Origin of the sequence: Streptomyces sp. NPDC058576, from assembly GCF_042718715.1 — a bacterium.
GTDB lineage: Bacteria > Actinomycetota > Actinomycetes > Streptomycetales > Streptomycetaceae > Streptomyces.
Genome location: NZ_JBHXPF010000023.1, coordinates 50,324 through 77,191, shown reverse-complemented (window position 1 = coordinate 77,191; position 26,868 = coordinate 50,324). Strand labels below are relative to the sequence as shown.

Here is a 26,868-nt window from a genome sequence, read left to right as displayed (position 1 = left end):
TTCCTTCTTGCTAAGTACCGGTAGTCAGCGTTACGGTGTACCAGTACTCAGCGACACCGAATACCCCGAAGGAGGTGTCCCATGGCCAAGCTGCTGACGGAGATGCTCAAGGGCACCCTGGATGGCCTCATCCTCGCGTCCCTGTCCGGCCGGCCCGCCTACGGCTACGAGATCACCGCGTCGCTGCGGGAGCAGGGGTTCCCCGACATCGCCGAAGGCACCGTCTACGCGCTGCTTCTGAGGATGGAGAAGCGCGGCCTGGTCGATGTGGAGAAGGTGCCCTCGGAGAAGGGGCCGCCGCGCAAGGTGCACTCCCTGAACGCTCAGGGGCGTGCGTATCTCGAAGAGTTCTGGAGGACATGGAGCTTCCTCTCGGAACGACTGGAACAGCTCCGCGAAGGAGGCAAGTAGCTATGTCCGGTGACGAGAAGAACGGATTCCTCATGAAGGTGATCGGGCCCAAGAAGCGCTGGCGGGCGTACAAGGGGCGGGTCAAGGACCTGCCCGAGAGCCACCGCACAGCCGTCGAGGCGATCGAGCGGTACCTGATGCACTTCGTGCCGACCGACGGCGACAGCAACGCCGCGATGTTCGAGGACTTGGCCGACTTGTTCGAGCAGGCCGCGGCAGACGGCACGCCGATCGGCGGCATCGTCGGGGAAGACCCGGTGGAGTTCGCGGACGAGTTCGCCCGGAACTACTCGGAGGGTGGTTACGTCCCCGCCCGCGCCCGCAAGCAGCTGACCGAGGACATCGAACGCGCGGCCGGCATCAGCGCCGGGACCGAAGACGCGACGGCCTGATCACCACGCAGCGCCCACTCGGGCGCCGATCGCCCCACCTCATTGCCTGTCGCAGCGCGGCCGCGCGGTCCTACCCGGCGGCCGCCCATCGGCGGCACCGTCGAGATCAACCACTGCGTGCAAGGAGACTCATGATGGGAAACGACAACAACGGCTTCTCCGCGGCAGGACTGCGCCGCCTGCGCGAGGTACTGGAAGCGCACGTGGAGTCCAAGAAGATTCCCGGACTCGTCGCCCTGGTCGGCCGGGGCGAGGAAACCCATGTCGAAGCGATCGGCACGATGCGCCATGACGGCGGCTCACCGATGCGCCGGGACACCATCTTCCGCATGGCCTCGACGACCAAGCCGGTCGCGGTCGCCGCGACGATGGTCCTGTTGGACGAGTGCCGGCTGCGGCTTGACGACCCGATAGACGCGTGGCTGCCGGAACTGGCCGCACGGCACGTACTCAAGCGGCCCGACAGCCCGCTGGACGACACCGTTCCGGCGCGGCGTCCGATCACCGTACGGGACCTGCTCACCTCCACCTGTGGGCTCGGGCTGGACACGACGGCCCTGGGCTCGCCGATGATGGCCGCCTACTTCGAGCGGAAGGTCTACGGCGAGAACGGATGGCTGCTCCCGGCGGTGGAACCGGACGAGTGGATGCGCCGCCTGGGCACTCTGCCACTGATGCACCAGCCCGGCGAGCGGTGGATGTACAACGTCAGCGACGACGTGCTCGGGGTCCTGGTGGCCAGGGTCACCGGCCAGCCCTTCGAGACGTTCCTGCGCGAGCGCATCTTCGAGCCGCTGGGGATGCGGGACACCGGGTTCCACGTGCCCGCCGACAAGATCCACCGGTTGCCTCCTCTGTATGCCCCCGTCCCGGAGACCGGCGAGTTCACCGTGGAGGACCCGGCTGAAGGCGGACACCACAGCACCCCTCCGGCGTTCGCTTCCAGCGGTGGCGGACTCGATTCAACCGCTGACGATTACCACGCCTACTTCCGGATGCTGCTCAACCACGGGACACACGACGGCCGGCGCATCCTGTCCCGGCCCGCCGTCGAGCTGATGACCACCAACCGCCTCACCCCCGAGCAACTGTCCGCCCGAGAGGCCTGGGCGCGGAACGCCGTTCATCTGGCACACGGCACGGGACAGCACGGCGGCTGGGGCTTCGGCATGGCCGTACGCACCTATCGCGGCGACTACGCGCCCATCGGCCAGTTCGGCTGGGACGGCGGAGCGGGCACCACCACCTATGCCGACCCGCACCACCAGCTGGTCGGCATCCTCCTCACCCAGACCGGCATGTCCACCCCGGACTCCGCACGGGCCATGCACGACTTCTGGACCACCCTCTACCAGGCAATCGACCACTGATCCGCCCGCCGGCCGAGGGCGGTCCGCAACCGACCGTCCGCTCCCGTGCGGTCCATGAGCAGGGCCGCACAGCACCTCACTCCTGACCGGCGCCGTCTTCGTCCTCGGAGGCGGCGCCGGCCTACGAACGCGCCGGTCAGGGCCTACCGGATCAGCACTCGATGATGTTCACCGCGAGCCCGCCCCGCGCCGTCTCCTTGTACTTCACGGACATGTCCGTGCCTTGTTGCACTATGCCCTTGACCTGCATGTTCGGAGGTAGATGAGCTGCCCTGCATGCCAGCAGGGACTTTTCAGGGACTTTCGGCCGGGAGGGGTCCCGCAGCCAGGTATCCATCGCGGCGATCCCTCGCTGCCCCGCACCGGGCATGAAGTGAGCGTAGTGGTCGAGGGTGACCTTTGGTGTCGAGTGCCCGAGCCACTTGGACAGGCTGACGACCGACTCACCGGCCTCCAGCTGCACGCTCGCGTAGGTGTGGCGGAGGACGTGGAACATGTCCTCGCGGGGGGCGGCGTAGAGCAGGACCCGGCGAACCCGGTTGCCGTCGTGCCGTACCTTCTCGCCCACGGGCTTGATCAGGCCGGCGGCGGCGAGTGCACGCTTCCAGCTGCGGTCGTTCCAGGTGCGGTAGTAGATGCGGTTGCCGTGCGACGAGGTGAGGATCAGCTCGACCGTGATCGGCTTCCGCTGGCGCTCCTCGAGCGCGGTGGTCGGGGCCTCCGGGTTCCGCCAGGGCAACGTGCAGGAAGTCGACGGGAACCGGCGGAAGTGAGCTCGGGCCCGGAGGGCGAGGTTGGCCGGCAGGGGGACCTCGCGGGTCTTGCGCCCCTTTGGGAGGGAGAAATAGGGGCGACCTTTCATGTCCCACCTGAGCTGGCGGCGGATGCGGACGACTCCAGCCGCGAAGTCGAAGTCCTCTTCGGCGAGACCGAATGCTTCGCCTTGGCGCAGCCCGAGGCCGATGCCGAGATCGACAGCGATCTGGTAGCGATCCTGCAACTCCGCGCGGACGGCGTCGACGACATCACGTGACCACGCCTTGGCCTTGCTGTCGATCGCTCGTGGGGGCTTGACGCTGTTCTTCGCCTTCATCGGGTTGCGCAGCAGACGCTGGTCGTCGACGGCACTGCCGAGGATCGAGGACAGATGTCCCCAGATCACCTCGGCCGTCGACTCCTCGACCCTCGTGAGCAGTGCTGCCTTGAAGGTCCGTAGAGCGGACGCGTCGATCTCACGCAGGGCATAGTCGCCCACCAACGGGATGATGTGGTTCCAGATGCGACTGCGCATCGGGTCAGCCGTCGAGGGTTCGTCGGAGCGGCCAGCCCACCAGGAGTCGGCGATGTAATCGGCGAGAAGGATCTCCCCCTTGCGGGGATCGACGAACTCACCACGGCTGGAGTCCGTCCTGGCGCTGGCGAGCCACCGCTTCGCGTCCTCGCTCGTGTGGAACGACCGGTCCTGGATGCCAGGAATCCCCTTCACCCGGTAGCGCTTCCCGGTGCCGTAGATCGCGGTTCGCTCCCGCTTCCCGGTCAGCTTGTCGGGGCGTTTCTTCAGCCATCGGTCTTCTATGTAACCCGCCATGACGGGGCCCTCCAGTGGTGCGTGATCATGAGCTGGTCGGTGCTAACGCGATCTGCGGCACGATCCAATCCCTGTGCGGAGAACTTCTTCTCGGGGAGACCGGACGCGTAAGCCACCGCGTTACGTCATGGCCTTCGAGCGCCGTTGCGGCTTCCGGTTCAGCGGGTCGAGGGCGCGGTTGCAGCGGGAGTCCGCTCGCTCCTGATCGCAGACCCACTCGTCGAGCGCCGTGATCCGGTACATCACGCGCCGTCCCATGCGGAAGCTGGGAGGGCCCTGTCGGCGGTGTCGCCAGACGTACAACGTGTTGGGTGAGATACCGAGGTAGTCGGCAGCCCTGGGGAGGGTCAAGAAAGCGGTCTGGGATGTTGCGCGCGGCTCAGGCATGGTTCGACTCCTGTCGTGTGGGGCGATGACAGGAAGAGATTCCAGAGAAAGGGCGAGTTGGACGAACCGGATTCTTGCGGTACAGAGGAGGGTGCTGAAATGGATCTTGTGATGCCATAGCAGCTAACGTTGGTTGCCCGCTGCGCTAAGGCCGAGGCATGAGGTGTGTAAACGAGAGCAGGGCTCCGAACACTGCGCGCCGCCTCCGCCCCTCTCGCTGGCCTGCGTCGAACACATGGATAGGGTCGCGGTACCCGAGCTGGAGAGGTAGCCGCATGGACCCTGAGATCGTGATCGCGCAGACGACGAGCGACGACGAGGAGCAGGCGAAGACCCTCGCCCGAGGCGCTGTTGAGAGCAAACTGGCGGCGGGCGTTCACATCGATGCGCCCATCACGGCCTTCTACTGGTGGCAGGGGAAGGTCGAAGCGGCGCAGGAGTGGCGGATCTCCTACATGACGTCGTCGGATCGCCTCCCCGCGCTGGAGGCTTGGCTGCACGAGAGGCACCCGTACGACGTCCCCCAGTGGGTCACGCTGCCTGTGGCCGGAGGGTCGGAGGCGTACTTGGCCTGGGTCGTCGACGAGACGCGCCCGCAGTAGGGGTGCCACGACAGCACCTCGCTCTCACTGAGCCTGTGCGCTTGGACGCTTCACAGCGCCGCGAACGTCAGCAGGTGGCGGGCCAGGTCATGCTCGGTGTCGGGGAGCCCGGCAGCGATGGCCTGCGCCCGCTGACGGCCCATGGTGTTGGGCTTCGACTCCGCGGCTGCTGCGAACTGGTGCGCGACGTAGGCCCCGCGGTCTACGTCGCCGCCGCGCAGAAGTGCGGACGCCAGGTCCCCCAGGACGACCACACCGGACTCGGATAGTTCACCACCGAGGCGCTCGACTGCGGAGTCGGCTGTGGCCGTCAGCTCCTGACGCCTGAGTTCGCCGTAGACCGAGAGGGTCAAGGAGTCCATCCGGTACGGCGTCACGAAGCGGACCCACGCCTGCTCGCTCGTATGGTCGGCGAAGTCGTAGGCGAACCTGGCCTGTTCCAGCGCGCGAAGGGCGCCAGCGTCATCGCCTGACTGAGCGGCCTCCTCCGCGTACCGGCCCAGGGCCCACGCTGCGGCGGTTGCATTGCCACGTCCGCGTACGTCCTGAGCTGCCTGCGAAAGCATCTCCAGCGCCTTCGCACGGCTGGGGGCACCGTAGCTCGCGTAGCCCAGAGCGAGGGCGCGCAGAGGGGGGTGCCCAGCCTTCTTCGCGCACTCCGAGGTCACTCCGTAATAGGAGGCGGCCTTGTCGTGCTCGCCCAGGTCCCAGGCAACCCATCCGGCAAGAGCTGCGGTCTCTCCCGCCGCGATGGTCAGCGCTCGCTCGTGGGTTCCGGCGCGGGGAAGGGCTGCGGTGATCGCGTCCAAGTGCGCCTCGACCCGGGACTGCAGGCTGAGCGCGCTCTCGTTCAGCTCGTCCACATGCAACCCGGCCGCATGATCAATAAGCACCCCCGCTGACGCAGGGTCGATCTTGGAACCCTTGCTTAGTGCATAGGCCAGCCGGCCCCACGGCTCGGCAGCCGTAGCCGCACCGATGATTGCGCCTCCCAGCAGCGTTCGGCGTTTCACGTCGTCCAGGTCCTCCGCCTCGGCCTTGTTCTTCTCCCGCCGCCTGGCACGAGCGGCTTTCGCCTCGCGCTGCAGCGGCTCCAGCGGGACGCCGCAGGCCAAAGCGATGTTTCCCAGGGTGTGGTCCGTCGGAACGTTGGCACCGTTCTCGTACCGATTGACCTCTCGGCGGGTCATCGTTGCCCGGCCGGAAGCGGCGTTGATCGCACCGGCCTGCTCGTCCTGCGTCCGATTCGCCCTACGCCGCAGGTGACGGAGCAGCTCGGCAAATGGATCCACTGCCATGAGTCTGACCCCTATCCGTGGGAGAAAGCCAATACTCCCCTCAACTCCCCCCTGTTTTCCCCCCTTGACAGAGATTTCCCCCCTCCGGTTTCCCCTGTTCCGGATCGCGCAGCCACGGTGCGATGTGCGCATGACCACGCACCGGACAGCAACGCCACCCCGACCTGGGGGCGACGACGGTGGCGCCCACGATGTCGGCGCCGCGACCGCTCGGTGCCCGCTGACCTCTCACGTCTTCGAGATGGCCATGGAGCCGAAGGATGTGCACGTCGCTAAAGCACGACGAACCACGGCCACCGTGCTGAAGCAGTGGTCGTTGCCGGAGGCGCCGGCAGAGGACGCCCGGCTCGTCGTCTCGGAGTTGGTGTCCAACGCGATCATCCATGGTTCCGGGGATGTCCGACTGCGACTGCGACACGACGACCACGAGCTTCTAATCCGAGTCACCGACGACAGCACCGCACCGGCCAGGCGACGACGTGCAAGTGCCGCTGGCCTCGGTGGTCGAGGGCTGCACCTCGTCGCCTGCCTGTCGCTTCGGTGGGGCGTCGCGGACGGCGGCCGAACTACGTACGCGGTTATCCCCACCCTCACGGAGGCACCCCCATGTTGCCGCACGATGCAGTCAAGTATGGACCCGACGTGTTGAGCCTCGTTGCCTTCGACCGGGGGCGGGAGAAGCACGCCGGCGGTGGGTCGCCGATTGCTGGCAATGACCAACCGAGAGGGCCCCGCACCTCTCCCCGGATGAAGCGCCAGTCCCGAGCTGGCCAACTCCGAGGCCTCCGACAGCATTTCTACCGACAGGTCGTTGACACGCAGGACGATCAGCCGCTGCGCGTGCTGGCGTACAGCTTGGTACCGAGTCCGAGGGCCCGACCTGACGAGGACTGGGGGACGCTGCAGGCTGAGGCCGACCAACTCGGTTACGCGATCGCCGCCCGGCTCCACGATGTGGCCGTCGTCCCGGTGAGCACGACGTACTTCCCGGCATCCAGTGCGCGCCAGGGCGTCTACACGCCGCCTTGGGATCGACCTGGTTGGCGGGAAGCCGAGCGGCAGCTCCGAGAGGGCTTGGCCGACGGCGTGATCGTCCTCGACCGGCACAACATCAGCTCCGATGACGACGAGTACCACGCCGTGATCAAACATCTGGGCGAGCACTGCCGGGCGTTTCTCCACCTCGTGATCTCCGAGGAGCCCGTCGCGCCGACTTGAAGGTATCCACTGCGCTGGATGGACAGGAAGGGTTGGGGCTGGCGGCAGATCAGCGCCCAGATCGCCCTGATCGCCACCGTAAGCGTCGCGCTCGCCTTCACCTTCACATACACCTGACCGAGGGCTGACCATGACTTTCGAGGGACACACCGATCGTGCGCCGCGCCTCCTGCCGCACCGCGAGCTGGGCGAAGCGCTCCTCGCCATCCGGTAGGCCGCCCCGTCGGCGCCCAGCGAAGAGGGCATCGACCTCTTCGCCGTGCCCGCCGGTGAGGTTCAGGGGCGTGGCTTCAGCCTCTCGCGCTTTCACCGGCTCTCGCGCCTACCGGCCGCGCCGGATGGATCGGTCTCGCCTTCGACTGACGGTCCGGCGGACGCGGCCTGGCTGGCCCCCGGACCAGTACCCCGAGTTGCAACTCGAACCGGCCTCGGCCCTCTGAGACACGACGACACCCTGACGAGAGGATGATCATGACCGTTCCTACTCACGAATCGCCACCGGCTCCGGCCGCACCCAACGACCACAGGTCGCGCGCTCTTCTTCTCGATCTCGACGGCGTCCTGCTCGACACGCGTCCGGTGATGCGGAAGGCGTGGCAGAGGGTCCAAGAGATCCATGGCGTCGCGCTCCCCTTCCGCGACTACGAGCGCCATCTGGGCCGCGAGTTCGGCGACATCATGCAGCGGCTGGGCGTGACCGACACCGAAGCGATCCGCCGGACGTACGAGGCGGAGTCCGTGGCCACCGCGCACCTCGCGGAGGAGTTCGCCGGCATCGTCGAGACGCTCCACGCCTTCGTGGCCGCCGACTGGCGGCTGGGCGTCGTGACGTCCAAGCACGTCGACCGGGCGGCCCCGCTCCTCGCGCGCCTCGGTTGTCCCTTCGCGACCATCCGCACGCCCGCCGGAGCGGGCCGGACGAAGCCGGCCCCGGACCCGCTCCTCCTGGCGCTGGTCGACCTGGGAGTCGACCCCGCCTCCGCCGTCTACGTGGGTGACATGGCGGTCGACCAGGAGTCGGCCGCACGCGCCTGCGTCCCCTATGTACACGCTGCATGGGGCTACGGGCAGCCGACGACTCCCGACCCCGAGACGGCCGCGTCGCCCAAGGAACTGCTGAGCCTCCTCCCCGCCAAGCGGCTCGTCGAGGGGAGCGCGGCGTGAGTCCCCGCACGACTGGCGGCCTCGGCCTGGTCCGCTCCTCCAACACCGGGAAGCCGACGTGGGCTCTCGTCGGAACCGGTGCCCTGGCGCACGCGCAAACCGACCACGTCCACACCACGGACCTGGAAGCGACGACCGTCGACAAGCAGTTACTGCGCTCCGGCGTCGAAGACGTCATGGCCGCCCTCGACCATTACAGCGCCACACTGGCCTCCACCCCGGGCGGAGCCGGCTGGCTCCACGTCCAGCACGTCCCCGTGCGACGCTTCGTCGCCGAGATCGTGCGCAAGCTCCTGGCCCTGAACGCCTGGGCACCGTTCGCCTCGACCCCAGGGCCCCTGACCCTGGCCCCGTACGAAGGACTCGTGGGACTGCGGTCGAGCAGCTCGCGTGAGTACCTGGCCTACACCGTGACGTGGTCCGGCGTCGCGTACGTGCTCGGTGCTGCGGCACCGCACAACCCGACCCGCTCCGCCCAGCTCCGCAACCGCGCCCGTACGAGTACGGCGAACACGGAGCCGAGTCCGCTCCCCTCGGATCTCGAACGGCAGGACGTTCTGGCGCTGTCGTGGACCTCCCGCCACGCGGCCACGCTGACCCCGGTTCTTGCCGAACTGGCACGCGGCGGGCAGAGGAGTCTCCTGCTCGATCTCGCCACTGATGCCGCCGAGCGGTGCAGCGCGGGATCGGTCACGGGTATCGAGCTGCGCTCGGCTCCGAGCGACCTCTTCACCCTCTCCGGCACCGCCGAGGGCCTCCACCGTCCCGACGACGAGCACGTCGTCCAGGTGGGAGGCCACGATGTCCAACTTGCCCGGCTCATAAGGCTCTTGTCTGTGCTCTTGGAGACCAGCGGGGGCTGCACCCAGCCGTCATGGCGGACGGTGGTGCGGGCGGAGAGCTGGCTCGACGACATGCTGGCGACCACCCGGCCGCACACCGTCCTGCTGAGCAACGACACCAGCCCGCTGGGCGTGCTGACCGCGCACGCCGCCGAGCGGCACGGGGCGAACTCGGTTCACGTCCAGCACGGGGCGTGGACGGCGGAATCGGTCGCCTGGCCTGCCCTGCACAGCCGCGACATCGTCGTCATGGGCGAGCGGGACCTCGCTCTGGGCCAGAGGTGGGCGCGCCACCCCGAGGCCGAGGTGCACGTCCTAGGGCAGCCCCGCTTCGACGTCCTCGCCGGCCTGAGCCGCCAGGCACAGCGCCGATACCTGGAGAAGCTGCTCGCTCCGGGGGGCCGACGTGCGCCGACCCGGATCGCGGTGTGGGCCTGCCAGCCCTTCAACCCCGATCACCTCAAGTCCCACGCGGACCTCCTCCTGGACGGGCTCGCCGAGGCGGACGGCGACTGGGGGCTCGTCATCGCTCCACACCCGGCGCAGGGAGCCGACGCCTTCACCGCTCTGGTGAAGCGGGCCGGCGGGACGCCCCTCGCGGTGGCCGACCCCCGGGTCGGAGCACGAGGCTGCCTCGCCGGCGCTGACGTCCTGGCGAGCGCGTACTCGACGTGCGGGATCGAAGCCGCGCTGCTCGGCATCCCCGTCCTCGAAATCGGCCCTCCGGGCGAACGCACCCTGGGCCTGACCGGTCACGGACTGGCGACCCGATGCGAGGCCGCCGGCGAGGTCGCCGAAGCACTCTCCGGCGTACGCGCGGGCCCTGCGCCGATCCCGCGGGCGGCCCTGGACGCGGTCTGCCGGTGGCGCGGCGACAGCGCCACTCGGATCGCCCGGCTCATCACCGACCGCGCCACCTCCGGCCCGAGGGCCGACGACTCCACCCACCACCACCCGGGCGCCGCTGCGTCGCCCCAGGACGAAGGAGCATCCGTCCGATGACATCCCTCACAGCCGACAGCATCGCCGAGCTGTTCTCCGGCGCCGTCACGCTGGCCAAGTCCGGCGAGAAGATCAGCCCCCGGGGCATGGCCACCCACGAAGTCCGCGATGTGCACCTGCTGCTCACCCAGCCGCGTGCCCGCCTGCTCTACGCCCCGCTCGCCCGCATCATGAATCCGGCCTTCGCCGTGGCCGAGACGGTCTGGCACCTGTCCGGCTCCGACGCTCCGTGGATCTTCGACTACAACAACCGGCTGCGGCAGTTCGCCGACGAAGGCGTCCTCCTGGGGGCGTACGGCCCCAGGATGCGGAACTGGGCCGGCAAGGTCGACCAACTCGCCCGCGTCGTCGAGATCCTCCAAGCCGACCCCGACTCCCGCCGAGCCCTGATCCAGCTCTACGACCCGGCCCAGGACGCCGCAGGGCACAAGGACGTGCCGTGCACCCTTGGGTTCCGGTTCCACCTGCGCGCCGGCCGCCTGCACATGGCGACCATGATGCGCGGCCAGGACGTATGGATCGGCATGCCGTACGACGTGTTCTTCTACACCGTGTTGCACGAGCTGGTCGCCGGATGGCTCGATGCGGAACTCGGCGAGTTTCACCTGCACATCGGCTCGCTGCACATCTACGACGAGCACATCGAGCAGGCCGACATGCTCACCTCGCTCCCGGCGAGCGAGATCATGCCCGACCTGCGAACACCCTGGAACGGCTTCGGCGGCCTGCTCGACCAGGTCGAGGCCCGTGACGTGACCGGCCACCCCGGCTGGGACGCGATGGCCGAGACGCTGCGCAGCTACCGGCTGTGGAAGGACGGCAAGCGAGAGCAGGCGTGGCGGGCGGCCGACACGATCGACGGGCCCCTCGGCCAAGCCCTCACCGCCTGGTACGGAGAGCTGGAGCGGCGCTCGACCAATCGCGCCGCGACGGCCGGGGCAAGGTGACCGCCGCCATGAAGCGCACCCCCTCCGTGATCCTCGGCCTGTGCTCGTACACCCACGACTCGTCGGCCGCCCTTCTCGTGGACGGTGAACTCGTCGGCTTCGTCGAGGAGGAACGCCTCTCCGAGCAGAAGCACACCAAGCTCTACCCGGCCCGCGCCGTGGGATGGCTCCTCGACCAGGCCAAGTTGAGCGCCACCGACGTGGACGCCGTCGCCTACAACTTCCAGCCCGCCCGCTACCTCACCGAGTCGCCCGCCGCCTTGCGCATGGCGCTCTCGCCGACCACGCGCGACCGGAGCCTGGCCCGCGCCCTCGGGTTCGCCAAGGTCGCCCTGCGGACCCGGCGGCGGCTGCGCGTCCTCGGCAGCCAGTTCCCCTCGGCCCGCGTCACACCGGTCCTGCACCACCGCGCCCACCAGCTCACGGCCTTCGCCGCCTCCGGCTGGGAGGAAGCCGCCGTACTCGTGGTCGACAGCCTCGGCGAGCGGCAGACCACCACCATCGCTCGCGGCCACGGCATCCAGCGCCCCCGCGTCCAGACCCTGGAAGCGATCAACGACCCAGCCTCCCTCGGCTACGTGTACGGCGCCGTCACCGAGCACCTGGGCTGGCGGCGGGGCGACGAGGAGGGCACCGTCATGGCGCTGGCCGCCCTCGGTGACCCCGTCCGCTTCCGCCACCTGTTCAGCACGGCCGTCCGCACGACGGCCACGGGCTTCCGCATCCACCCTGGCTACTTCCCGGCGCGAACCCTCACCTCGGGATACCCGAGGACATCCCTGTGGTTCGTCGCCGAGACCTGCCCTGAGCGGCACCCGAGCGAACCGCTCACCGACGTCCACCGAGACCTGGCGGCTGCCCTCCAGGAGCGGACCGAGCAGGTGATGGTCCACCTGGCCCGCCGCGCCAGAGTGCTCACCGGCTCCCGGCGCCTGTGCGTGGGCGGCGGCGTCGCCACGAACTGCGTCAGCATCGGGAAGATCATCGAGGCTGACATCTTCGACGAGGTGTTCATCCCGCCGGCGCCCGGAGACGCCGGAACCGCCATCGGGGCCGCCCTCGCCGTGCATGTCGATGGGCGCAGCCCTCGCCCGGTCGCCGGCATCGCCCGCCACTGTTACCTCGGCCCCTCCTACGAGGACCAGCCCCTCGACCTGGCCCCCTGGCCCGGCCTCCGCCAGAAGACCTTCGGCATCGAGACCGCCGAGTTCCTCGCCGACCAGCTCGCCCACGGCGTGATCGCCGGACTGTTCCAGGGAGGGGTCGAAGCCGGGCCGCGCGCCCTGGGCAACCGCTCGATCCTCGCCTCCCCGCTGGAGCCCGGGGTCGTCGAGCGGCTGAACGCCACCGTGAAGTTCCGCGAGCCGTTCCGGCCCTTCGCCCCCATGGTCCCCGCCGAGCGCGCCGCCGAGTTCTTCGCCCTCGGCCAGCCGGCGCCCTACATGTCCATGGCCTCCGGGGTGACGGACCTGACGCGCGAGCGGGTGCCGGCCATCGTGCACGCCAACGGCACCTCCCGACTGCAGACCGTCACCCAGTCGCAGAACCCGTTCATGCATGCGGTGCTGACCGCCTTCGGCCGCCGGACCGGCGTACCCGTGCTGATCAACACCTCCCTCAACGTCAAGGGCAAGCCGATCTGCGGGACGCCCGAGATGGCCCTGGACTGCCTGGCCAACTCCGGCCTCGACGCCCTGCTCCTCGAAGGCCGGTGGATCACCAAATGAAGATCGGGTACAGCTTCTGGGGCTTCCTCGGCAACGGCGTCACCGACACCCCCGACGGAGGCCGCAGCCACCGCCGTCCCTTCATCGATGCCCTCCTTGCCCGCGGTCACGAGATCGTCTTCCTCCAGCCCGACCGCGACCGCCTCGAAGCCGGTGACGACCTCGGCGGCCCGTACACCTTCGACGACGGCTTGCCCGGCATCGACGCCCTGTTCCTGGAGTGGCGCTGGGCCATCCCCGGCCGCAACACCACCGTGTGCGGCAGCGAGGGGCACACCTGCGACCTCCACCGGCAGGCACAGCTCATCAACCACTACACGGTCCGGTCCCAGACGCCCACCGTCATCTGGGACAAGGACCGCACCCTGCGCGCCGAGAGCGTGTGGCGCCGTACGGCCCAAACCCGCGTCTGCGAGGCGGCGCTCGCCCCGACGCTCGGCGCGCACTCGCTGCTCTTCCCCGTCGCCGAGGACCTCCTCGCCCAGGCTGATCCCCTCACCCTGGCGGCGCGGCCCCGGGATCTCGCGCTCGGCTACGTGGGCAACCAGTACGACCGCGATGAGCCCTTCGACCGTTTCTTCGCCCCGGCAGCCGCCCGCGTCGAGCACCTGGTCGCCGGGAAGTGGGCGAAAACCGGCCGCTGGCCGCACGTCCGCTTCGCGGGCCGGATCCCGTTCGAGGACGCCGCCGGCGTCTACGGCCGGTCCCTGGCCACGGTGCTCATGCTGCCCGAGCGGTACGCCGCCGTCGGGCAGATGACCCAGCGCATCTTCGAGGCCGTGCTCGCCGGCTGCCTGCCGCTGGCCCCGGCGGACATCCGCTTCGCCGACCGGTTCGTCCCGAAGGAACTGCTCGTGCGCTCCGGCAACGACGTCCTCGAACGCCTCTCCTACCTGAGCGAGATCGTCGGCACCGAGCAGCACGCCGCCCTGATCGCTGCATGTGTGGACCGCCTGAGCCTGTTCGGCCTGTGCAGGCAGGTCAACACCCTGGAGTCCGTCCTGCACGGCCTCCTCCAGACCACGGCGACCGAGCGGGGAGCTGCCTGATGCAGACCGCTCGATCGACCACGGCGCGCGGGTCCTCCGGGCGCGTCCCGGAGGATGGGTCCGCCGGACACCCGAACCTCTCTACGCTGGAGCACCATGAAGAAGGTCGCCATCGTCGGCTGCGGAGGCAGCGGCAAATCCCACGTGGCCCGCGAACTGGGCAGGATCCTCGACGCCCCGGTGACGCACCTGGACGCCGCGTTCTACGACGACGAGTGGAACGCGTTGCCCATGGACAAGTTCACCGACGTCCAGCGCGAGCTGGTCGCGCAGTCGCGGTGGGTGATCGACGGCAACTACAACTCGACGCTGCAGGTACGGCTCGAAGCCTGCGACACGGTGGTCCTGATGGACGTGTCGACCGTGGCGGCGCTGTACGGGATCTTCTCCCGGCAGATCCGGCACGGGGCCGGGCACAAGGGCAACGGGGTGCACAACCGCATCCACTGGGGCGTGATCAAGTACGTCGCCACGTACCGGCGCAAGATGCGGCCCCGCGTGATGGCGAAGATCGAGGAGTTCGGCTCCGGTGCCGATGTGGTGCTGCTGGCCAGTCGGCGTCAGACGCGCCGCTGGCTGCGGAAGGTAGCCGCCGAGCAGTCCTGACCGGTCCGCGCCCCCGGTCAGGGGGTGCGGCATGAACGAGCCCAACCCGTTCCTGGACCCGGCCCGGCAGCGGGAGCTGTACGGGCACGCCTCGCGGCTGGCCGGGCGGACCAGCGCCCTGATGAACGCCAAGACCGCCGGACACCCGGTGCCCGAGACGATCGTCAGCCTGGTGCAGACCCACCACGCCCGGCCCGACCGGCTGGGCGTGGTGCTCGACATCGGCTGCGGTCGCGGCACGAGCAGCCTCGTCATCGCCGAGCAGCTCCGGCCCAAGCGCATCGTCGGCCTTGACGCCGCCCCCTCCCTGCTCGCCCAGGCCCGCGAGCGCGCCAGGGACCTGCCCGACAGCACGGTGGAGTTCGTCGAAGCCGACTTCCACGACCTCCCCCTGCCCGACGGGTCGAGCGACATCATCGTCGCGGCGTTCTGCCTCTACCACTCGCCGCACCCCGAGGACGTCGTCGGACAGATCGCCAGGGTCCTCGCGCCCGGAGGTCTGGCCGTGCTCGTCACCAAGGGCCTCGACAGCTACCGAGAGATGGACCAGCTGGTCGCCTCCGCCGGCCTCGATGCGCGTGCCGCCCGGCACGAGAGCCTCTACACCGCAGCCCACAGCGGCAACCTCGCCGACGTGGCCGCCTCCTCGCTCGACGTGATCGCCGTCCTGGACGAGGAGCACGTCTTCACCTTCGACGGCCACGACCACACGGCGCAGTACCTGGCCACCAACCCCAAGTACGACTTGGCGCCCGGCCTGTACGGCAACCCCGGTGCCCTGGCCGCGGCCCTGCACGAGTTCCTTCCCGACCGGCCGCTGACCACCCGGTCCCTGATCACCTTCGTCGTCGGACAGCCGAAGGAAGAAGGAGAGCCGGCATGAGCCCCGCCCCGTTCACCAAGCACTACGTGGAACCCGAGCGCGCGGCGGGGGCGGTGCGCCACTACCGGTGGCTCACCGCGCACGCCAAGCCGCTGCGGCAGCCGGCTCTCCACACTGCCGGACCACAGTCCCTGACGTTCGAACGGATCGAGGGACGGCCCGTACGTCCCGAGGACCTATCGCGCGTGGCGGAACTGCTCGGCCACGCCCACGGTGCCGCCTGGGCCAGCGACCTGCACTCCGTGTCGCTGGACACCCCGCACCACTTCGAGGACGGCACGCAGTTCGACGACTACCTCGGGCCCCGGAGGATCGCTCTGCGGCGACGCCACGAGCAGGGCTACCTGCCGAACAAGACGGCGCTGCACGCGATGCTCGGCCTGCTGGAAGCGACCGCCGAGGGACCCTGCGCCTTCTACAAGGACAGCAACCCGCGGAACTTCATCATCACCGCGCAAGACATCGTCGCCGTCGACACCGACGACCTGTCCCTCGCCCCGCTGGGCTACGACCTCGCCAAGCTCGTCGCGACGCTCCACCTGACCTACGGGCCGCTCACGGACCAAGCCGTTACCACCGCCCTACTCGCGTACAACGCGGCAGCCCGACGCTACGACGCCCGGCTGGGCACGACGGACCGGGGCCGGCTCGACAGCTTCCTGGGCCTGCACGCGGTGCTCACCGCACCGTACGTCGGCCGCAACGGCTACCACTACAGCCTGCCCCTCCGCTTCACGCACCGAGGAGCCTCATGATCACCACCGAACTCGTCTTCGTCCGGCACGGCCAGGCCCGGTGCAACGCCGACGGCCTCGTCGGGGGCCCGCGCACCTGCACCGGCCTGACCAACCTCGGGTACGCCCAAGCCGAACAGGCCGCACGCCGCCTGGCCACCGAGCACCTGAAGAAGCCCTTCGACGTCATCTACACCGGCCCGCGGATCCGCCTCGTCCAGACCGGCGAGATCATCGCCCAGACGCTCCAGATCCCCGTACATCACGACGACCGACTCGACGGACCGGTCCACGGCGACGCCGACGGCAGGCCCTGGGACGCGGTGAAGACGGCCGCCGACGGCGGGCCGCACGCCCACCCCGACACGCCCTGGGCCAACGGCTCCGACACCTGGAACGGGTACCTGGAGCGCGCCGGCAGGAACCTGAGCCAGCTCATCAAGGAGAACCACGGCAAGCGCGTCGTCTTCGCCGCCCACGGGGAGACGGTGATCACCGCACACACCCTGCTGTTCGGCATCCCGATCGGCTCGCCGTCCGGATTCACCCACAACCACGCCTCCATCACCCGCTGGCAGCACCACCGCAACCGCCTGGGCCAGACCCGCTGGATGCTCGACCGGCACAACGACACCGAGCACCTCAGTCTCCTCACGCCGGAGCCGACTCCGTGATCGTGACCGCGGACGACCCGCGGATACGACTGGCGCACCACCTCCTCGGCGCAGTCGACATCGCAGCGGACCCCGCGCTCCCGCCCCGCGTGGTGCGCTTGGCGGTCGGGGACGGGCGTCAGTTCATCGCGAAGCAGCACGCGGAGCGAGACCGGTACGCCGGAGAACTCCACGCCTATGAGACGTGGGTCCGCCATCTGACCGGTCACGTGCCGGAGTTGGTCGGCCGGGATGACGCCACCCGCACCCTGCTGCTCACCGCACTCGCAGGCGACTGCGCGGACACCGTCGCTCCCGGCTCGCCCGAGGAGGAACTGGCCCACCACGAGGCCGGGCACGTGCTGGGCAAGCTGCACCGGGCCACGGCCATGCCCCAGGGCGGAGCCGTCGGCGCCTCGCTCGCCGAGCGGTTCCAGCGGTGGATCGACCGGGCCGTCCGAGCCGACCTGCTCGACGCGGCCGAGGAGAACCTGCTGACGCATCACGCGGCGATCTTGGGCGCCAGCTACATGGACAGCGCGATCTGCCACCTCGACTACCAGCCGCGCAACTGGCTGCTCGGCGACATCTTCGGCATCTACGACTTCGAGCACATGCGACGCGACGCCCGGGTCCGCGACTTCGCCCGGCTCGAATTCCGACGCTGGCAGGCCGCACCCCACCTCCGCACCGCCTTCTTCCACGGCTACGGGCGCCCGCCGAACGACACCGAGCGACGCCTCCTGGAGTCCTTCGGCGCTATCGAGGCGGCCACGGCCTTGGTCAAGGGCCACAAAGAGAACGACGCCGCCCTCAGCGCGCACGGCAGAACCGTCCTCTCCCGGCTCACCTGACCTACCCCTTCGACGACACCTCTCTGGAGATCCCCGTGCCACAGCACGAGCAGCCCCCGACCAATGCTGCCCCCCGACGGGCCGTGGTGACCGGCTCCGCCGGATTCATCGGCTCCCACCTCGCCCACGCCCTCGTCCAGGCCGGCACCACCGTGATCGGCGTGGACCGCCGAGATCCGTCCACCGACCCGACGGCCGCCGCCAACCTCGTCGCGCTGCGAGGACGCCCGGGATACCACCACGTCACGGCCGACCTCCTCCATTGCGCCATCGACCCCCTTCTGATCGACGCCGACGCGGTCTTCCACCTCGCCGGCATCCCCGGCGTGCGGCCCTCCTGGGGACCGCAGTTCGGCGACTACCTCGCGTCCAACGTGCTGGCCACCCACCGTGTCCTCGAAGCCTCCACCCGGATCGGCGTCCCCCGACTGGTCGTCGCCTCCTCCTCCAGCGTCTACGGTCCGACCGACGGCGACGCGAGCCGCGAGACCGACCGCCCCAATCCCGCCTCCCCGTACGCCGTGACCAAGCTGGCCGAGGAGCAGCTCTGCCTCGCCTATGCCGCGCGCCCCGGTGGCCTCACCGTCGTCGCCCTGCGGTACTTCACCGTCTACGGCCCCCGTCAGCGCGCCGACATGTTCACCCATCGCGCCCTGTACGCCGCCCTGACCGGACAGCCCCTGCGCCTGTACGGAGACGGTCACCAGCGCCGCGACTTCACCTACATCGACGACGCGGTCGCCGCCACGATCGCCGCCGGCGTCGTCCCGAACCCTCACGGCCCCATCAACGTCGGCGGCGGCTCGAACGCATCGCTGCTGGACGTGATCGACATCGCCAACAGCCTCACCGGCCGCGAGATCCAGCTCCACCAGGACCACGTGCGCAACGGGGACGTCCTGCTCACGCGCGCAGACCCCGGCCGCGCGGGAGAGGTCCTCGGCTGGCAGCCGCGCGTCGACCTCCACAGCGGACTGCGCGCCCACATGCAGGCTCTGGCCGCCCCGGTTCCGGACTACAGCCGGGCCGCGTAGCCATACGCCTCGGAACCCGAGAGGAATGCTCATGGAAACTCCCGAGCGAGCACGGCTGGACGCCTTCTTCCGGAGAATCACCGCGCAGTTCCCCGCCGGGCAGGCGATCACGACGCTGGTCATCACCCACCTGCTCCCGGAACGCCCCGCGTTCTTACGCGCTATGACCGCGGTGTCCACGATCGGTGCCGTCCTACCCAAGCCCCGGTCGATCCACCAGCCGACCCTCGACACCGTCCGCCACACCCTGCCGGTCCACGACCTGACCCGGGAGCGGTTCACCGACGAGACCCAGGCCCTGCACTATCTGGAGGACACGGCCGGCGGCCAAGACGTCGTTCTGGTCGACATCGGCGGGTACTTCGCGCTCAGCCTCGACACCCTCGTGAACAAGTTCTCCGGCCGCATCCTCGGCGTCGTCGAGGACACCGAGAACGGGCACCAGCGGTACGCAGGACTCGGCTCGCTGCCGTGCCCGGTCGTATCCGTGGCCCGCTCCCCGCTCAAGGACTGCGAGGACCACCTCGTCGGCCGGTCCATCGTGTTCTCCACCGACGCCCTCGTCCGCGCCCGCGGGGACATCCTCACGAGCCGCAGCGCCTGCGTCATCGGCTTCGGCAAGATCGGCCGCTCGATTGCGCAGACCCTGCGCGCCCAGGACCTGCGCGTCACCGTGTACGACAACGACGCGGTCAAGCGGGTACAAGCCCACGCTCTCGGCTTCCGCACCAGTTCGTCCACCACGGAGGCCGTCCACGACGCGGAACTCGTCCTCTGCGCCACTGGCAATCTCGCCCTACGGCACGAGGATTTCGCCGCCCTGCGCAACGGCGCGTACCTCGGATCGGTGACCTCTTCCGAGGACGAACTCGAACTCAGCAGCCTTGATGACCTCTACGAACGCCAGCCCGTCGAAACCCAGTTGACTCGATACGAGGTCACTGGCCACTACTTCTACGTCCTCGCCGACGGGGGTGCCGTCAACTTCGTGCACGGCGCCGTCGTCGGCACCTACATCCACCTCGTCCAGGCCGAGATACTCGCCGCCACCGCCGCACTCAGCCACGCGCGATTCCAGCCCGGACTGCACGAGATGCCGGCGGCCGACCGCGACACCATCGCCAGAACCTGGCTCCGCCACTTCGAAAGGTGACCTCGTTGCCTCCCTCCACCGAACACATCCGCACCGTCACGGAGGCGTACCTCGCCCGCCACCCGGACGAGCGCGCCTCCCTGACCATGCTGTTCGCCGCGCTCGCCGGCGCGGACGATCCCACCAGCCGCAAGACGTTCCCCGCCCACGTGACCTGCAGCGCCATCCTCATCAACGATGAACAGCACGTGCTCCACATCCTGCACAAGGCATCCCGGAAACTGCTGGCGCCCGGCGGGCACAACGAACCGTCCGACCAGCACCTGCGCGACGCCGCCCTGCGCGAACTGCACGAGGAGGTCGGCATCCCGCCCAGCGCCGTCGTCCCCCTCGCCAACCACGAGGTCATCCCCCTCGACATCGACGTGCACGCGATCGACGCGAACCCGTTGAAGAACGAGCCGGCCCACCACCACGTGGACTTCCGCTGGGCCTTCCACCTCGGGGCCGATCACGCGGTGACGCTGCAGGAGGAGGAGGTCGACGGCTACCTGTGGCGGCCGTTCGCGACCACCGCCTCACCCACCGTCCGCGCCAAGCTCGCCCAGCTCACCTGAAGCCCCCCGAATCCGAATACCAGGAGGACGCCGTGGCCGCCACCACAGCCCGACCGACGGACGCCGAACGGCGTCGGCACATCGCCGTCATACCCTGCCGATGGGGTGCCTCCCGCTTCCCCGGCAAACCACTGGCCCTCCTCGGCGGCAAGCCGCTGCTCTGGCACGTCCACCAGCGCTGCCTGGAGGCCAAACGCCTCGACGGAGCCATCGTCGCGACAGACGACGAACGCATCGAAGCAGCGTGCCGCGAACTCGGCATCGACAGCATCCGTACCGGGGAGCACCTCACCGGAACCGACCGCGTCGCGGAGGTCGCCGAACGCCTGCCGGCCGACGGGTACATCAACGTCCAGGGCGACGAGCCGTTCATCTCGCCGACCGCCATCAACGACGTCTCCGAGGCCCTGGAATTCACTCCGCCTGGCACCTTCGCCGTGAACGCCTACACCGAGCTGGTCGACGTCGGCGCCGTCCTGGACCACAACGTCGTCAAGGTCGTGGTCACGGCCCGCAGCGAGGCCCTCATGTTCTCGCGCCAGCCCATCCCGTACCCCAGGGGCGACCGGCCGAAGTACCTGCGCCAACTGGGCCTCTACGGTTTCACCGGCGAGGCTCTCCAGCACTTCCGGCGGCTCCAGCAGGGGCCCTTGGAGCGTGCCGAGGGAGTGGAGATGCTGCGCTTCGTCGAACACGGCCACGCCGTGCGGATGGTGCCCGTCCTGGACGACGGGGTGGCAGTAGACACCCCCGAAGATCTGGCGCGAGCCGAACGACTTCTCGACCAGAGCAACTGAGGCTCGACGCGAACTCAACCGTGCCTACTAGGCTGTGTATCGAAAGTGGATCTTGAGTTGTGATGATCACGGTTCATGGGACGGGGAGATCTCACGGACGAGCAGTGGGCAACACTGAAGCCGTTGTTGCCGAGGGGTATTAGGTCGGGGCGGCCGCCGGTCTGGCCTCGGCGGCAGTTGATCGACGGCATACGGTTCCGGGTCCGGACCGGAGTTCCATGGCGGGATGTCCCTGTTGAGTACGGGCCGTGGAGCCGGATCTACGACCTGTTCCGCCGATGGCAGCGGAACGGCACCTGGCAGCGGATCCTCACCCGGCTCCAGTCCCTGGCCGACGCGAAGGGGGAGATCGTGTGGGACCTGAGCGTCGACTCCACCGTCTGCCGTGCCCACCAGCATGCAGCCGGGGCTCGCAAGCAGAGCGACCTGCAGAAGGAACCACCGGGCGGCATTTTCGCCGAGCCCCGTGATCACGGGCTGGGAAGATCACGTGGCGGATTCACCACCAAGCTGCACCTGGCCGTTGAACAGGGCCAGAAGCCCATGTCGATCGTGGTGACGGCCGGGCAGCGCGGGGATTCGCCGCAGTTCGAGCCGGTGCTGGATAAGGTCCGAGTGCCCCGCATCGGGCCGGGCCGACCACGCGTCCGTCCCGATCGGGTGCGGGCCGACAAGGCGTACGCCTCTCGCAGAAACCGCGCCTACCTGCGGCGGCGCGGGATCCGCTGCACCCTCCCTGACAAGGCCGACCAGGCGCGCAACCGTCGGAAGCTTGGCTCTCGTGGCGGCCGGCCGCCCTATTTCGCCCCGGCCGACTACCATGAGTGTCACGCGGTCGAGTGCGGGATCAACCGCCTCAAGAGGCACCGTGCTGTCGCCACGCGCTTCGACAAACTGGCGGTCCGCGACGAGGCAACCGTCCTCGTCGCGACCATCAACGAGTGGCTGTGAGCAGCGTCTTCGCGAATGGCCGGTGGTCTTTCACTGATCCTTCGCTTCGAATGCCTGGGCGACGGCCAGGCTGTCCTCGTAGACATGGTGCCGGGTGACAAGGCCGTCTGCGACGGTGATATGCAGAGCGAACCGCGCCTTGTAGGCACGTCCGGTGGGCCGGGCGGTCTGACGGATCTCGCCCAGCACGACCGCGTCGCTTCCGTCGACAAGGATGCGCTCAACCTCAGTTGCCACATGCTCCGGCACGTGGTGCTCGGCAAGCTCGCGATAGTGGGCGGCCGCGTCGGCCCGGGTAGACCGGTGGCGGATCCACGGCGTGGCAGTGCGGCCGTGCTCGGCCTCCGGCCAGTCGAGCTTCCAGTCACCCTGCTCGGCATACATCTCGGCGATGCGCTCGGGGTTGCCCTCGCCAATTCTGCGCAACAACTCCTCAACCACGGTGCGCGTGTTGGCCGGTGTGGCTATGGACATGACTGACCTCTCCGTCCTGGTCCGCGTCCTCCGACGCGGACGGATCACCAACCCTGCCAGCATGGGCCTGCCGAGACGATTACCTCGGACGTAAGGCAAGCAGATCACCAAGATCCACTTTCGATCGGCCTAGATGTATGAGGACAGGACGTTGGTGACGGTCAGGGGCAGGCGGACTGCCGGTGGTTGGTTCCAGCTGCCCCGCCGAGCACCGTCGTCGTCATCCCGTCCGGTGGGATGAGTCGACTTGGAGGCGTGCACTGTGTTCCCGGCCGCCTTGCAGGGGCCGGTCTAGATCGGCGTAATCGTTCGAGGCATGAGGCGTTATGCAGGGCCAAGGCTGCGGCATCTGCTGGAGCCATTGACGGAGGAATGATCGATGACCAAGGACCCCACCGCGCTGCCCACCTCCCCTCCAGACGGACCGATCCGGCCGAAGAAGATGGAGGTGAAAAGAGCCTTCAAGCGGCGCGGATCCGCCAGAGTCTCGCAGCCGGCATTGACAGCGCTGTCGACCGCGACAAGCGGCTTGCTCTCTGAGGTCGTGGACGCAGCTGCCAAAAAAGCCGGAGACGGAGCCAAGATTCGTTCCGCGCACATCAGGACCGCCGTCCGCGAGGACAGTGGCCTGAACACACTTGCGGGCGAGTGGCTGCCCGCCCAGGCGGCTCCACCAGAAGAGTCGGCCGAGGCAGCGCCCCATATCCGGTGGAGAAGCTTCATCAAGCAGCTGCTGCACTCGCACGACGTTTCCGCATCCACCGGTGCCCGAGGCATCCTGCACAACCTGGTTGACGAGTTCGTCAACCAGGTTGTGCAGGATGCGCACGCTTTGGCGCGGAAGCAGCACAGCCTCACGATCGACGAGAACGAGGTCCGGGCTGCAATCGAAATCATCACGCCCTCGAAGCTCCTGGCCCGGGTAAGGGCCAAGGCCGAGAAAGCCCACTAGGGCCTGTCCGGCGGATCTTGTGACTGCCACGGCTCCGGCTCGTTGGCATGAGCATGGAGCGGGGAGATCTGACGGGTGACGAGTGGGTCCGGCTGAAGCCGCATCTGCCGAGGTCCGGCCAACGCGGCGGGCGTTGGGTCAGCCACCGCAGGATCATCAACGGGATCTTGTGCGTACCGGGGTGCCGTGGCGGGATGTGCCTGCGCGTTTCGGTCCATGGAAGACCGTGTACGAGAGACATCGGCGCTGGTCAGCGGATGGCACATGGGACAGGATCTTCGCGGCAGTCCTGGCCGACGCTGACGCGGAAGGCCGGATCGACTGGTCGATGGTGAGCGTCGATTCGACCTCGTGTCGAGCCCACCAGCGCGCCGCCGGAGCCCGCAAGCGACCGCCGCGGCTGCTGGGAAAAGACGCACGCCGCGGCAGCACCGTCCCGACGAGGGACTCGGACGCTCCAGGGGCGGCTTGACCTGCAAGATCCACCTCGCCGGTGAGGGGGGGGGACGTCGCCCGCTGGCCCTGCTGATCACCCCGGGCCAGTGGGGCGGCGCCCCGCAGTTCATCCCGGTCATGGAACGCGTCCGTGTCGCCCGCTTGGACGGTGGGCGGCCCCGGACTCGGCCCGAGCATCTTGGCGGCGACAAAGCGTATTCCTCCCGCCGCAACCGCCGCTACCTGCGACGACGCCAGATCAAGCACACCATCCCCGAACCGAAGAACCAGCGGGCCAACCGCCAAGCCCGCGGGAGCAAGGGCGGCCGGCCCGCCGGCTTCGACAAGACGATCTACAAGCGCAGGAACGAAGTTGAACGAACGATCAATGTGTTGAAGAATTTCCGGGCCGTGGCCACGAGGTTCGACAAGCGCGTCTACGTCTTCCACGGCACCGTCACCCTCGCGTCAATCAGACTCTGGCTCCGCCAATGAAGGCCCGGCAGAAGCTAGACGCCGGTCTGTCCGTCGACGAGTTCACGCACGACATCGAGGTGACCGTTTTGGCGGGAGATCTCTTCGATGAGGTGGATGAGCACCCAGCGCAGGTCCACGTGGCGGCCGTCGCTGATCGGACGCTCGGCCGTTGAGTTCAGGTCGCGGTCGGCCACCAGGCGGCGATAGCGGGCGCTCTGTTCCTCGTTCTCGGCGAGGAGCTGGGGCAACGGGACGTCGACCGCTGTCCGCATCTCGGGGTCGGGGTCGTTGTCGGTCGCCGCTGTGAGAGGCCCTGCGGGCTCCTCCCCGAGAAACATCACCTGGACCCAGTGATGCTCGACCCATCGCAGGTGGCTGATCAGCCCGCACATCGTCATCAACGGTGAATTCGGGAGCGGCGCCTTGCGGGCATCCTTCTCGGACACGCCCTCACACTTGGCTCGCGCCGTGTCACGGGCGTAATCCAGGAAGGTAGCAAGCTGCGTACGTTCGTCCCACGTGGGCGGTGTATCGGTTCGTTGTGTCATCGCGGGTGACGTTCGAGCCACACCTCACGCTGCCATGTCGGGCTGGCCAATGCCACGACCGCAGGCACGACATGGAGGCGGTAGTGAGGCAGAGCAATGCCGTGATCAATCACGAGCCAAGGGTACGCATCCGATGATCGGCCGGACAGCTCCTAGTCCTCCAGGTGGACAGGGAGCGGATGTCCGCCGAGCGGATCGACGCGCAACGGGCTCCCCGGGGGTGGGCGGCCAGGTCGAGGTTGCGGCATCTCTCGGCCCGCCTGACGGCGCACTCCCTACTGGGCGGCGCAGTCCGGGCGGATGACCGGCTGGGCTGATCTGCGTCGACAGGTGCGAAAGGTCATGGAGGTAGAAGAAGCGTGAGCCTCCGTGAACCGTCCGCAGCCGAGACCGTGGGGCGGCCGCCGCGCACCTTCGCGCTCACGAGTCTCCGCTCGGTGAAGTTTGCGACCGATAACAGGCTAAGGGAGGCGTGTTGACCGCGACGCGGTGAGGGCGGCGAGGCGGAACGAATGCCGCTTCCATCCGGACCCTCCGTCGCGGTCAAGAGACTGGCTGGATCACGTCAGTCCGAGCGCTCGGTGCCAGTCGACCCTTTAGGTCTGATAGAGGGGCTATCCGTGCGTGATTGCGTGACGTGTTCGCGTCATTTGTAACCGACCGCATGTCGGGGTTTGGTGTGACGTATCTTGGATTGACAACAGGGTGGCCCGTCCGGCCCTCCGGGATGCGGCCTTCGCAGCGATTGGCGAAACCGCATGTCAGGGCGTTGATCATCGTGCCATCGCGGGCTTTTTGTGCTGTTTTTTCCCGAGCGTGTGTGCTCTCGCTGAACCGACCGCTGATGAGTTTTCGGTCAATCCCTGCATTACCTTTCGCGTACTGTCCAAGAAGTTCCCGAAGCCTCGGCTGGACGAGCGTCCAACGCTTTGCTTATTCGCTACAGCGACACATGGACGTCGATGTGGCCTCGGCCCCTCTTGGGCTGCGGCGGTGTCGCGCTGGAGTCAGCCGAAGGTCAGCTCCGCGCGCCGGGAACCGAGAGTCAGCGGCGCGGTCGCGCCGAGCTCGGGGGGAGCTAACCGGAAGAAGGGATTTGTCATGTGGTCTGGGAAGATCCTTCGCGCTGAGCCCACGGGGCCGATCCGGGGCGGAGAGCCCCGAAGAGGACTGGGCCGCCGTCGGGCGGTGGAAAAGGACCTGCATCGCTTCCTACGTCGGGAGCTGCAAGACCTCGGTATTCATCCGCCGCTGGACGTGGAGGAGCTGTGCTCGGCGCTCAGTCGTCGGCGTGGGCGGCCCCTCTACCTGCGGGAAGCGCCGCTGCCGAAGCCTGGACCGACGGGGATGTGGGTCGAGTACGACGACTATGACGTGATCTTGTACCAGCAGGAGACGACCCGCCTGCACCAAGATCACATCAAGCTCCACGAGATAGGGCACATCCTCGTGGCGGAGGCCGAGGACGCCGAGCAGGCGCCGGCCGAAGGGACGGAGCGGACCTCCGCCTTCGAACGTGACGAGGAGTCGATCGTCCTCGTGGAGGGTTGGGCCGCCATGCTCCCGGTCTTCGACCCCGAGACGATCAAGCGCGTCGCGCGCCGGTGCACGTACGACGATGGCGAGGAGTGCTCCGTCGAGTTGGCGGCGACGATCATCCTGGAGTGGGCGTCGGTGTTGGATGGCTCCACTCCGCTCTCGGAGGACCCGTCGCTGCGGCGTGTGCAGTCGGCCCTCGGCGACCGGCGAGGATGGCTGTAACC

28 protein-coding genes and 1 pseudogene are annotated in these 26,868 nt (G+C 68.6%); 24 read left to right on the top strand and 5 right to left on the bottom strand.

Features of this window, described 5'->3' with window-relative positions; translation table 11 throughout:
• The first annotated feature begins 81 nt into the window (after positions 1–81).
• From ACFWRV_RS18340 to ACFWRV_RS18330, 3 genes are all read left to right on the top strand, one after another.
• Positions 82–411, top strand: coding sequence for a PadR family transcriptional regulator (locus ACFWRV_RS18340; RefSeq protein ID WP_384335609.1), 330 nt, complete (start codon positions 82–84; stop codon positions 409–411).
• Between the two features lie 2 nt (positions 412–413).
• A complete protein-coding gene (locus ACFWRV_RS18335; protein WP_384335606.1) occupies positions 414–803 on the top strand; it encodes a DUF1048 domain-containing protein in 390 nt (129 codons plus the stop codon).
• Positions 804–937: 134 nt separating this feature from the next.
• On the top strand, positions 938–2,173 hold the full coding sequence (locus tag ACFWRV_RS18330) for a serine hydrolase domain-containing protein (protein WP_384335678.1): 1,236 nt from the start codon (positions 938–940) through the stop codon (positions 2,171–2,173).
• A gap of 151 nt (positions 2,174–2,324) precedes the next feature.
• On the opposite strand, the gene ACFWRV_RS18325 is transcribed toward ACFWRV_RS18330, so the two are convergent.
• Positions 2,325–3,761: a tyrosine-type recombinase/integrase gene (locus ACFWRV_RS18325; protein WP_384335603.1), complete on the bottom strand. Its 1,437-nt coding sequence runs from the start codon at positions 3,759–3,761 to the stop codon at positions 2,325–2,327.
• A 120-nt stretch (positions 3,762–3,881) separates the two neighbouring features.
• Positions 3,882–4,148: a helix-turn-helix transcriptional regulator gene (locus tag ACFWRV_RS18320; RefSeq protein WP_384335600.1), complete on the bottom strand. Its 267-nt coding sequence runs from the start codon at positions 4,146–4,148 to the stop codon at positions 3,882–3,884.
• A 275-nt stretch (positions 4,149–4,423) separates the two neighbouring features.
• On the opposite strand from ACFWRV_RS18320, the gene cutA reads away from it, so the two are divergent.
• Complete coding sequence (gene cutA, locus ACFWRV_RS18315; protein ID WP_384335597.1) at positions 4,424–4,750, top strand: divalent-cation tolerance protein CutA; 327 nt, start codon at positions 4,424–4,426, stop codon at positions 4,748–4,750.
• Positions 4,751–4,800: 50 nt separating this feature from the next.
• Here the strand turns inward: cutA and ACFWRV_RS18310 are convergent, their stop codons facing one another.
• Positions 4,801–6,048, bottom strand: a complete 1,248-nt coding sequence (locus tag ACFWRV_RS18310) for a helix-turn-helix domain-containing protein (protein WP_384335594.1) — start codon at positions 6,046–6,048, stop codon at positions 4,801–4,803.
• Here ACFWRV_RS18310 and ACFWRV_RS18305 point away from each other — a divergent pair.
• The 17 genes from ACFWRV_RS18305 to ACFWRV_RS18225 all read left to right on the top strand — a co-directional run bounded on the left by ACFWRV_RS18305 (position 6,047) and on the right by ACFWRV_RS18225 (position 22,219).
• Positions 6,047–6,697, top strand: coding sequence for an ATP-binding protein (locus ACFWRV_RS18305; protein WP_384335591.1), 651 nt, complete (start codon positions 6,047–6,049; stop codon positions 6,695–6,697). The genes ACFWRV_RS18310 and ACFWRV_RS18305 overlap by 2 nt on opposite strands.
• Positions 6,655–7,266 (top strand): hypothetical protein, encoded by a 612-nt coding sequence (locus ACFWRV_RS18300; RefSeq protein ID WP_384335588.1) that lies wholly within the window; start codon positions 6,655–6,657, stop codon positions 7,264–7,266. The genes ACFWRV_RS18305 and ACFWRV_RS18300 overlap by 43 nt, the downstream gene beginning before the upstream one ends.
• 471 nt (positions 7,267–7,737) lie before the next feature.
• Positions 7,738–8,430: an HAD family hydrolase gene (locus ACFWRV_RS18295; protein ID WP_384335585.1), complete on the top strand. Its 693-nt coding sequence runs from the start codon at positions 7,738–7,740 to the stop codon at positions 8,428–8,430.
• The gene (locus ACFWRV_RS18290) at positions 8,427–10,274 is read left to right on the top strand and encodes a hypothetical protein (protein ID WP_384335582.1); all 1,848 of its coding nucleotides are present in this window, start codon (positions 8,427–8,429) and stop codon (positions 10,272–10,274) included. Before ACFWRV_RS18295 ends, ACFWRV_RS18290 begins: the two co-directional genes overlap by 4 nt.
• Positions 10,271–11,221 (top strand): thymidylate synthase, encoded by a 951-nt coding sequence (locus ACFWRV_RS18285; protein ID WP_384335579.1) that lies wholly within the window; start codon positions 10,271–10,273, stop codon positions 11,219–11,221. The genes ACFWRV_RS18290 and ACFWRV_RS18285 overlap by 4 nt, the downstream gene beginning before the upstream one ends.
• A gap of 8 nt (positions 11,222–11,229) precedes the next feature.
• Positions 11,230–12,948: a carbamoyltransferase gene (locus ACFWRV_RS18280; RefSeq protein ID WP_384335576.1), complete on the top strand. Its 1,719-nt coding sequence runs from the start codon at positions 11,230–11,232 to the stop codon at positions 12,946–12,948.
• Positions 12,945–13,997 (top strand): hypothetical protein, encoded by a 1,053-nt coding sequence (locus ACFWRV_RS18275; RefSeq protein ID WP_384335573.1) that lies wholly within the window; start codon positions 12,945–12,947, stop codon positions 13,995–13,997. The genes ACFWRV_RS18280 and ACFWRV_RS18275 overlap by 4 nt, the downstream gene beginning before the upstream one ends.
• 96 nt (positions 13,998–14,093) lie before the next feature.
• Positions 14,094–14,603 (top strand): topology modulation protein, encoded by a 510-nt coding sequence (locus ACFWRV_RS18270; protein ID WP_384335570.1) that lies wholly within the window; start codon positions 14,094–14,096, stop codon positions 14,601–14,603.
• A 31-nt stretch (positions 14,604–14,634) separates the two neighbouring features.
• Positions 14,635–15,486 (top strand): class I SAM-dependent methyltransferase, encoded by an 852-nt coding sequence (locus ACFWRV_RS18265; RefSeq protein WP_384335567.1) that lies wholly within the window; start codon positions 14,635–14,637, stop codon positions 15,484–15,486.
• Complete coding sequence (locus ACFWRV_RS18260; RefSeq protein WP_384335564.1) at positions 15,483–16,241, top strand: phosphotransferase; 759 nt, start codon at positions 15,483–15,485, stop codon at positions 16,239–16,241. Before ACFWRV_RS18265 ends, ACFWRV_RS18260 begins: the two co-directional genes overlap by 4 nt.
• Positions 16,238–16,894, top strand: a complete 657-nt coding sequence (locus ACFWRV_RS18255; protein WP_384335561.1) for a histidine phosphatase family protein — start codon at positions 16,238–16,240, stop codon at positions 16,892–16,894. The genes ACFWRV_RS18260 and ACFWRV_RS18255 overlap by 4 nt, the downstream gene beginning before the upstream one ends.
• A complete protein-coding gene (locus ACFWRV_RS18250; protein ID WP_384335558.1) occupies positions 16,891–17,727 on the top strand; it encodes an aminoglycoside phosphotransferase in 837 nt (278 codons plus the stop codon). Before ACFWRV_RS18255 ends, ACFWRV_RS18250 begins: the two co-directional genes overlap by 4 nt.
• 35 nt (positions 17,728–17,762) lie before the next feature.
• Positions 17,763–18,761, top strand: a complete 999-nt coding sequence (locus tag ACFWRV_RS18245) for an NAD-dependent epimerase/dehydratase family protein (RefSeq protein WP_384335555.1) — start codon at positions 17,763–17,765, stop codon at positions 18,759–18,761.
• Between the two features lie 31 nt (positions 18,762–18,792).
• Positions 18,793–19,914: an adenosylhomocysteinase gene (locus ACFWRV_RS18240; protein WP_384335552.1), complete on the top strand. Its 1,122-nt coding sequence runs from the start codon at positions 18,793–18,795 to the stop codon at positions 19,912–19,914.
• Positions 19,911–20,471 (top strand): NUDIX hydrolase, encoded by a 561-nt coding sequence (locus tag ACFWRV_RS18235; RefSeq protein ID WP_384335549.1) that lies wholly within the window; start codon positions 19,911–19,913, stop codon positions 20,469–20,471. Before ACFWRV_RS18240 ends, ACFWRV_RS18235 begins: the two co-directional genes overlap by 4 nt.
• 32 nt (positions 20,472–20,503) lie before the next feature.
• On the top strand, positions 20,504–21,268 hold the full coding sequence (locus tag ACFWRV_RS18230) for a 3-deoxy-manno-octulosonate cytidylyltransferase (protein WP_384335546.1): 765 nt from the start codon (positions 20,504–20,506) through the stop codon (positions 21,266–21,268).
• A 75-nt stretch (positions 21,269–21,343) separates the two neighbouring features.
• On the top strand, positions 21,344–22,219 hold the full coding sequence (locus tag ACFWRV_RS18225) for an IS5 family transposase (protein ID WP_384335543.1): 876 nt from the start codon (positions 21,344–21,346) through the stop codon (positions 22,217–22,219).
• 30 nt (positions 22,220–22,249) lie between these two features.
• On the opposite strand, the gene ACFWRV_RS18220 is transcribed toward ACFWRV_RS18225, so the two are convergent.
• Positions 22,250–22,693 (bottom strand): nuclear transport factor 2 family protein, encoded by a 444-nt coding sequence (locus tag ACFWRV_RS18220; protein ID WP_384335541.1) that lies wholly within the window; start codon positions 22,691–22,693, stop codon positions 22,250–22,252.
• A 379-nt stretch (positions 22,694–23,072) separates the two neighbouring features.
• Here ACFWRV_RS18220 and ACFWRV_RS18215 point away from each other — a divergent pair, with 379 nt between their 5' ends.
• On the top strand, positions 23,073–23,645 hold the full coding sequence (locus ACFWRV_RS18215; RefSeq protein WP_384335538.1) for a hypothetical protein: 573 nt from the start codon (positions 23,073–23,075) through the stop codon (positions 23,643–23,645).
• Positions 23,646–23,698: 53 nt separating this feature from the next.
• Positions 23,699–24,575, top strand: a pseudogene (locus ACFWRV_RS18210) (IS5 family transposase).
• Positions 24,576–24,589: 14 nt separating this feature from the next.
• Here the strand turns inward: ACFWRV_RS18210 and ACFWRV_RS18205 are convergent.
• Entirely contained in the window at positions 24,590–25,105 is a 516-nt protein-coding gene (locus ACFWRV_RS18205) for a DinB family protein (protein WP_384335535.1), read from the bottom strand.
• A 1,374-nt stretch (positions 25,106–26,479) separates the two neighbouring features.
• Here ACFWRV_RS18205 and ACFWRV_RS18200 point away from each other — a divergent pair.
• Complete coding sequence (locus tag ACFWRV_RS18200; protein ID WP_384335532.1) at positions 26,480–26,866, top strand: hypothetical protein; 387 nt, start codon at positions 26,480–26,482, stop codon at positions 26,864–26,866.
• Positions 26,867–26,868 lie beyond the last annotated feature (2 nt).

Excerpts from the sequence above, each read along its gene's own strand:
- ACFWRV_RS18340 (WP_384335609.1), top strand. The coding sequence starts at position 82 with ATGGCCAAGCTGCTGACGGAGATGCTCAAGGGCACCCTGGATGGCCTC.
- ACFWRV_RS18335 (WP_384335606.1), top strand. The coding sequence starts at position 414 with ATGTCCGGTGACGAGAAGAACGGATTCCTCATGAAGGTGATCGGGCCC.
- ACFWRV_RS18330 (WP_384335678.1), top strand. The coding sequence starts at position 938 with ATGGGAAACGACAACAACGGCTTCTCCGCGGCAGGACTGCGCCGCCTG.
- ACFWRV_RS18325 (WP_384335603.1), bottom strand. The coding sequence starts at position 3,761 with ATGGCGGGTTACATAGAAGACCGATGGCTGAAGAAACGCCCCGACAAG.
- ACFWRV_RS18320 (WP_384335600.1), bottom strand. The coding sequence starts at position 4,148 with ATGCCTGAGCCGCGCGCAACATCCCAGACCGCTTTCTTGACCCTCCCC.
- cutA (WP_384335597.1), top strand. The coding sequence starts at position 4,424 with ATGGACCCTGAGATCGTGATCGCGCAGACGACGAGCGACGACGAGGAG.
- ACFWRV_RS18305 (WP_384335591.1), top strand. The coding sequence starts at position 6,047 with ATGAGTCTGACCCCTATCCGTGGGAGAAAGCCAATACTCCCCTCAACT.
- ACFWRV_RS18310 (WP_384335594.1), bottom strand. The coding sequence starts at position 6,048 with ATGGCAGTGGATCCATTTGCCGAGCTGCTCCGTCACCTGCGGCGTAGG.
- ACFWRV_RS18300 (WP_384335588.1), top strand. The coding sequence starts at position 6,655 with ATGTTGCCGCACGATGCAGTCAAGTATGGACCCGACGTGTTGAGCCTC.
- ACFWRV_RS18295 (WP_384335585.1), top strand. The coding sequence starts at position 7,738 with ATGACCGTTCCTACTCACGAATCGCCACCGGCTCCGGCCGCACCCAAC.
- ACFWRV_RS18285 (WP_384335579.1), top strand. The coding sequence starts at position 10,271 with ATGACATCCCTCACAGCCGACAGCATCGCCGAGCTGTTCTCCGGCGCC.
- ACFWRV_RS18280 (WP_384335576.1), top strand. The coding sequence starts at position 11,230 with ATGAAGCGCACCCCCTCCGTGATCCTCGGCCTGTGCTCGTACACCCAC.
- ACFWRV_RS18275 (WP_384335573.1), top strand. The coding sequence starts at position 12,945 with ATGAAGATCGGGTACAGCTTCTGGGGCTTCCTCGGCAACGGCGTCACC.
- ACFWRV_RS18270 (WP_384335570.1), top strand. The coding sequence starts at position 14,094 with ATGAAGAAGGTCGCCATCGTCGGCTGCGGAGGCAGCGGCAAATCCCAC.
- ACFWRV_RS18265 (WP_384335567.1), top strand. The coding sequence starts at position 14,635 with ATGAACGAGCCCAACCCGTTCCTGGACCCGGCCCGGCAGCGGGAGCTG.
- ACFWRV_RS18260 (WP_384335564.1), top strand. The coding sequence starts at position 15,483 with ATGAGCCCCGCCCCGTTCACCAAGCACTACGTGGAACCCGAGCGCGCG.
- ACFWRV_RS18255 (WP_384335561.1), top strand. The coding sequence starts at position 16,238 with ATGATCACCACCGAACTCGTCTTCGTCCGGCACGGCCAGGCCCGGTGC.
- ACFWRV_RS18240 (WP_384335552.1), top strand. The coding sequence starts at position 18,793 with ATGGAAACTCCCGAGCGAGCACGGCTGGACGCCTTCTTCCGGAGAATC.
- ACFWRV_RS18225 (WP_384335543.1), top strand. The coding sequence starts at position 21,344 with ATGGGACGGGGAGATCTCACGGACGAGCAGTGGGCAACACTGAAGCCG.
- ACFWRV_RS18220 (WP_384335541.1), bottom strand. The coding sequence starts at position 22,693 with ATGTCCATAGCCACACCGGCCAACACGCGCACCGTGGTTGAGGAGTTG.
- ACFWRV_RS18215 (WP_384335538.1), top strand. The coding sequence starts at position 23,073 with ATGACCAAGGACCCCACCGCGCTGCCCACCTCCCCTCCAGACGGACCG.
- ACFWRV_RS18205 (WP_384335535.1), bottom strand. The coding sequence starts at position 25,105 with ATGACACAACGAACCGATACACCGCCCACGTGGGACGAACGTACGCAG.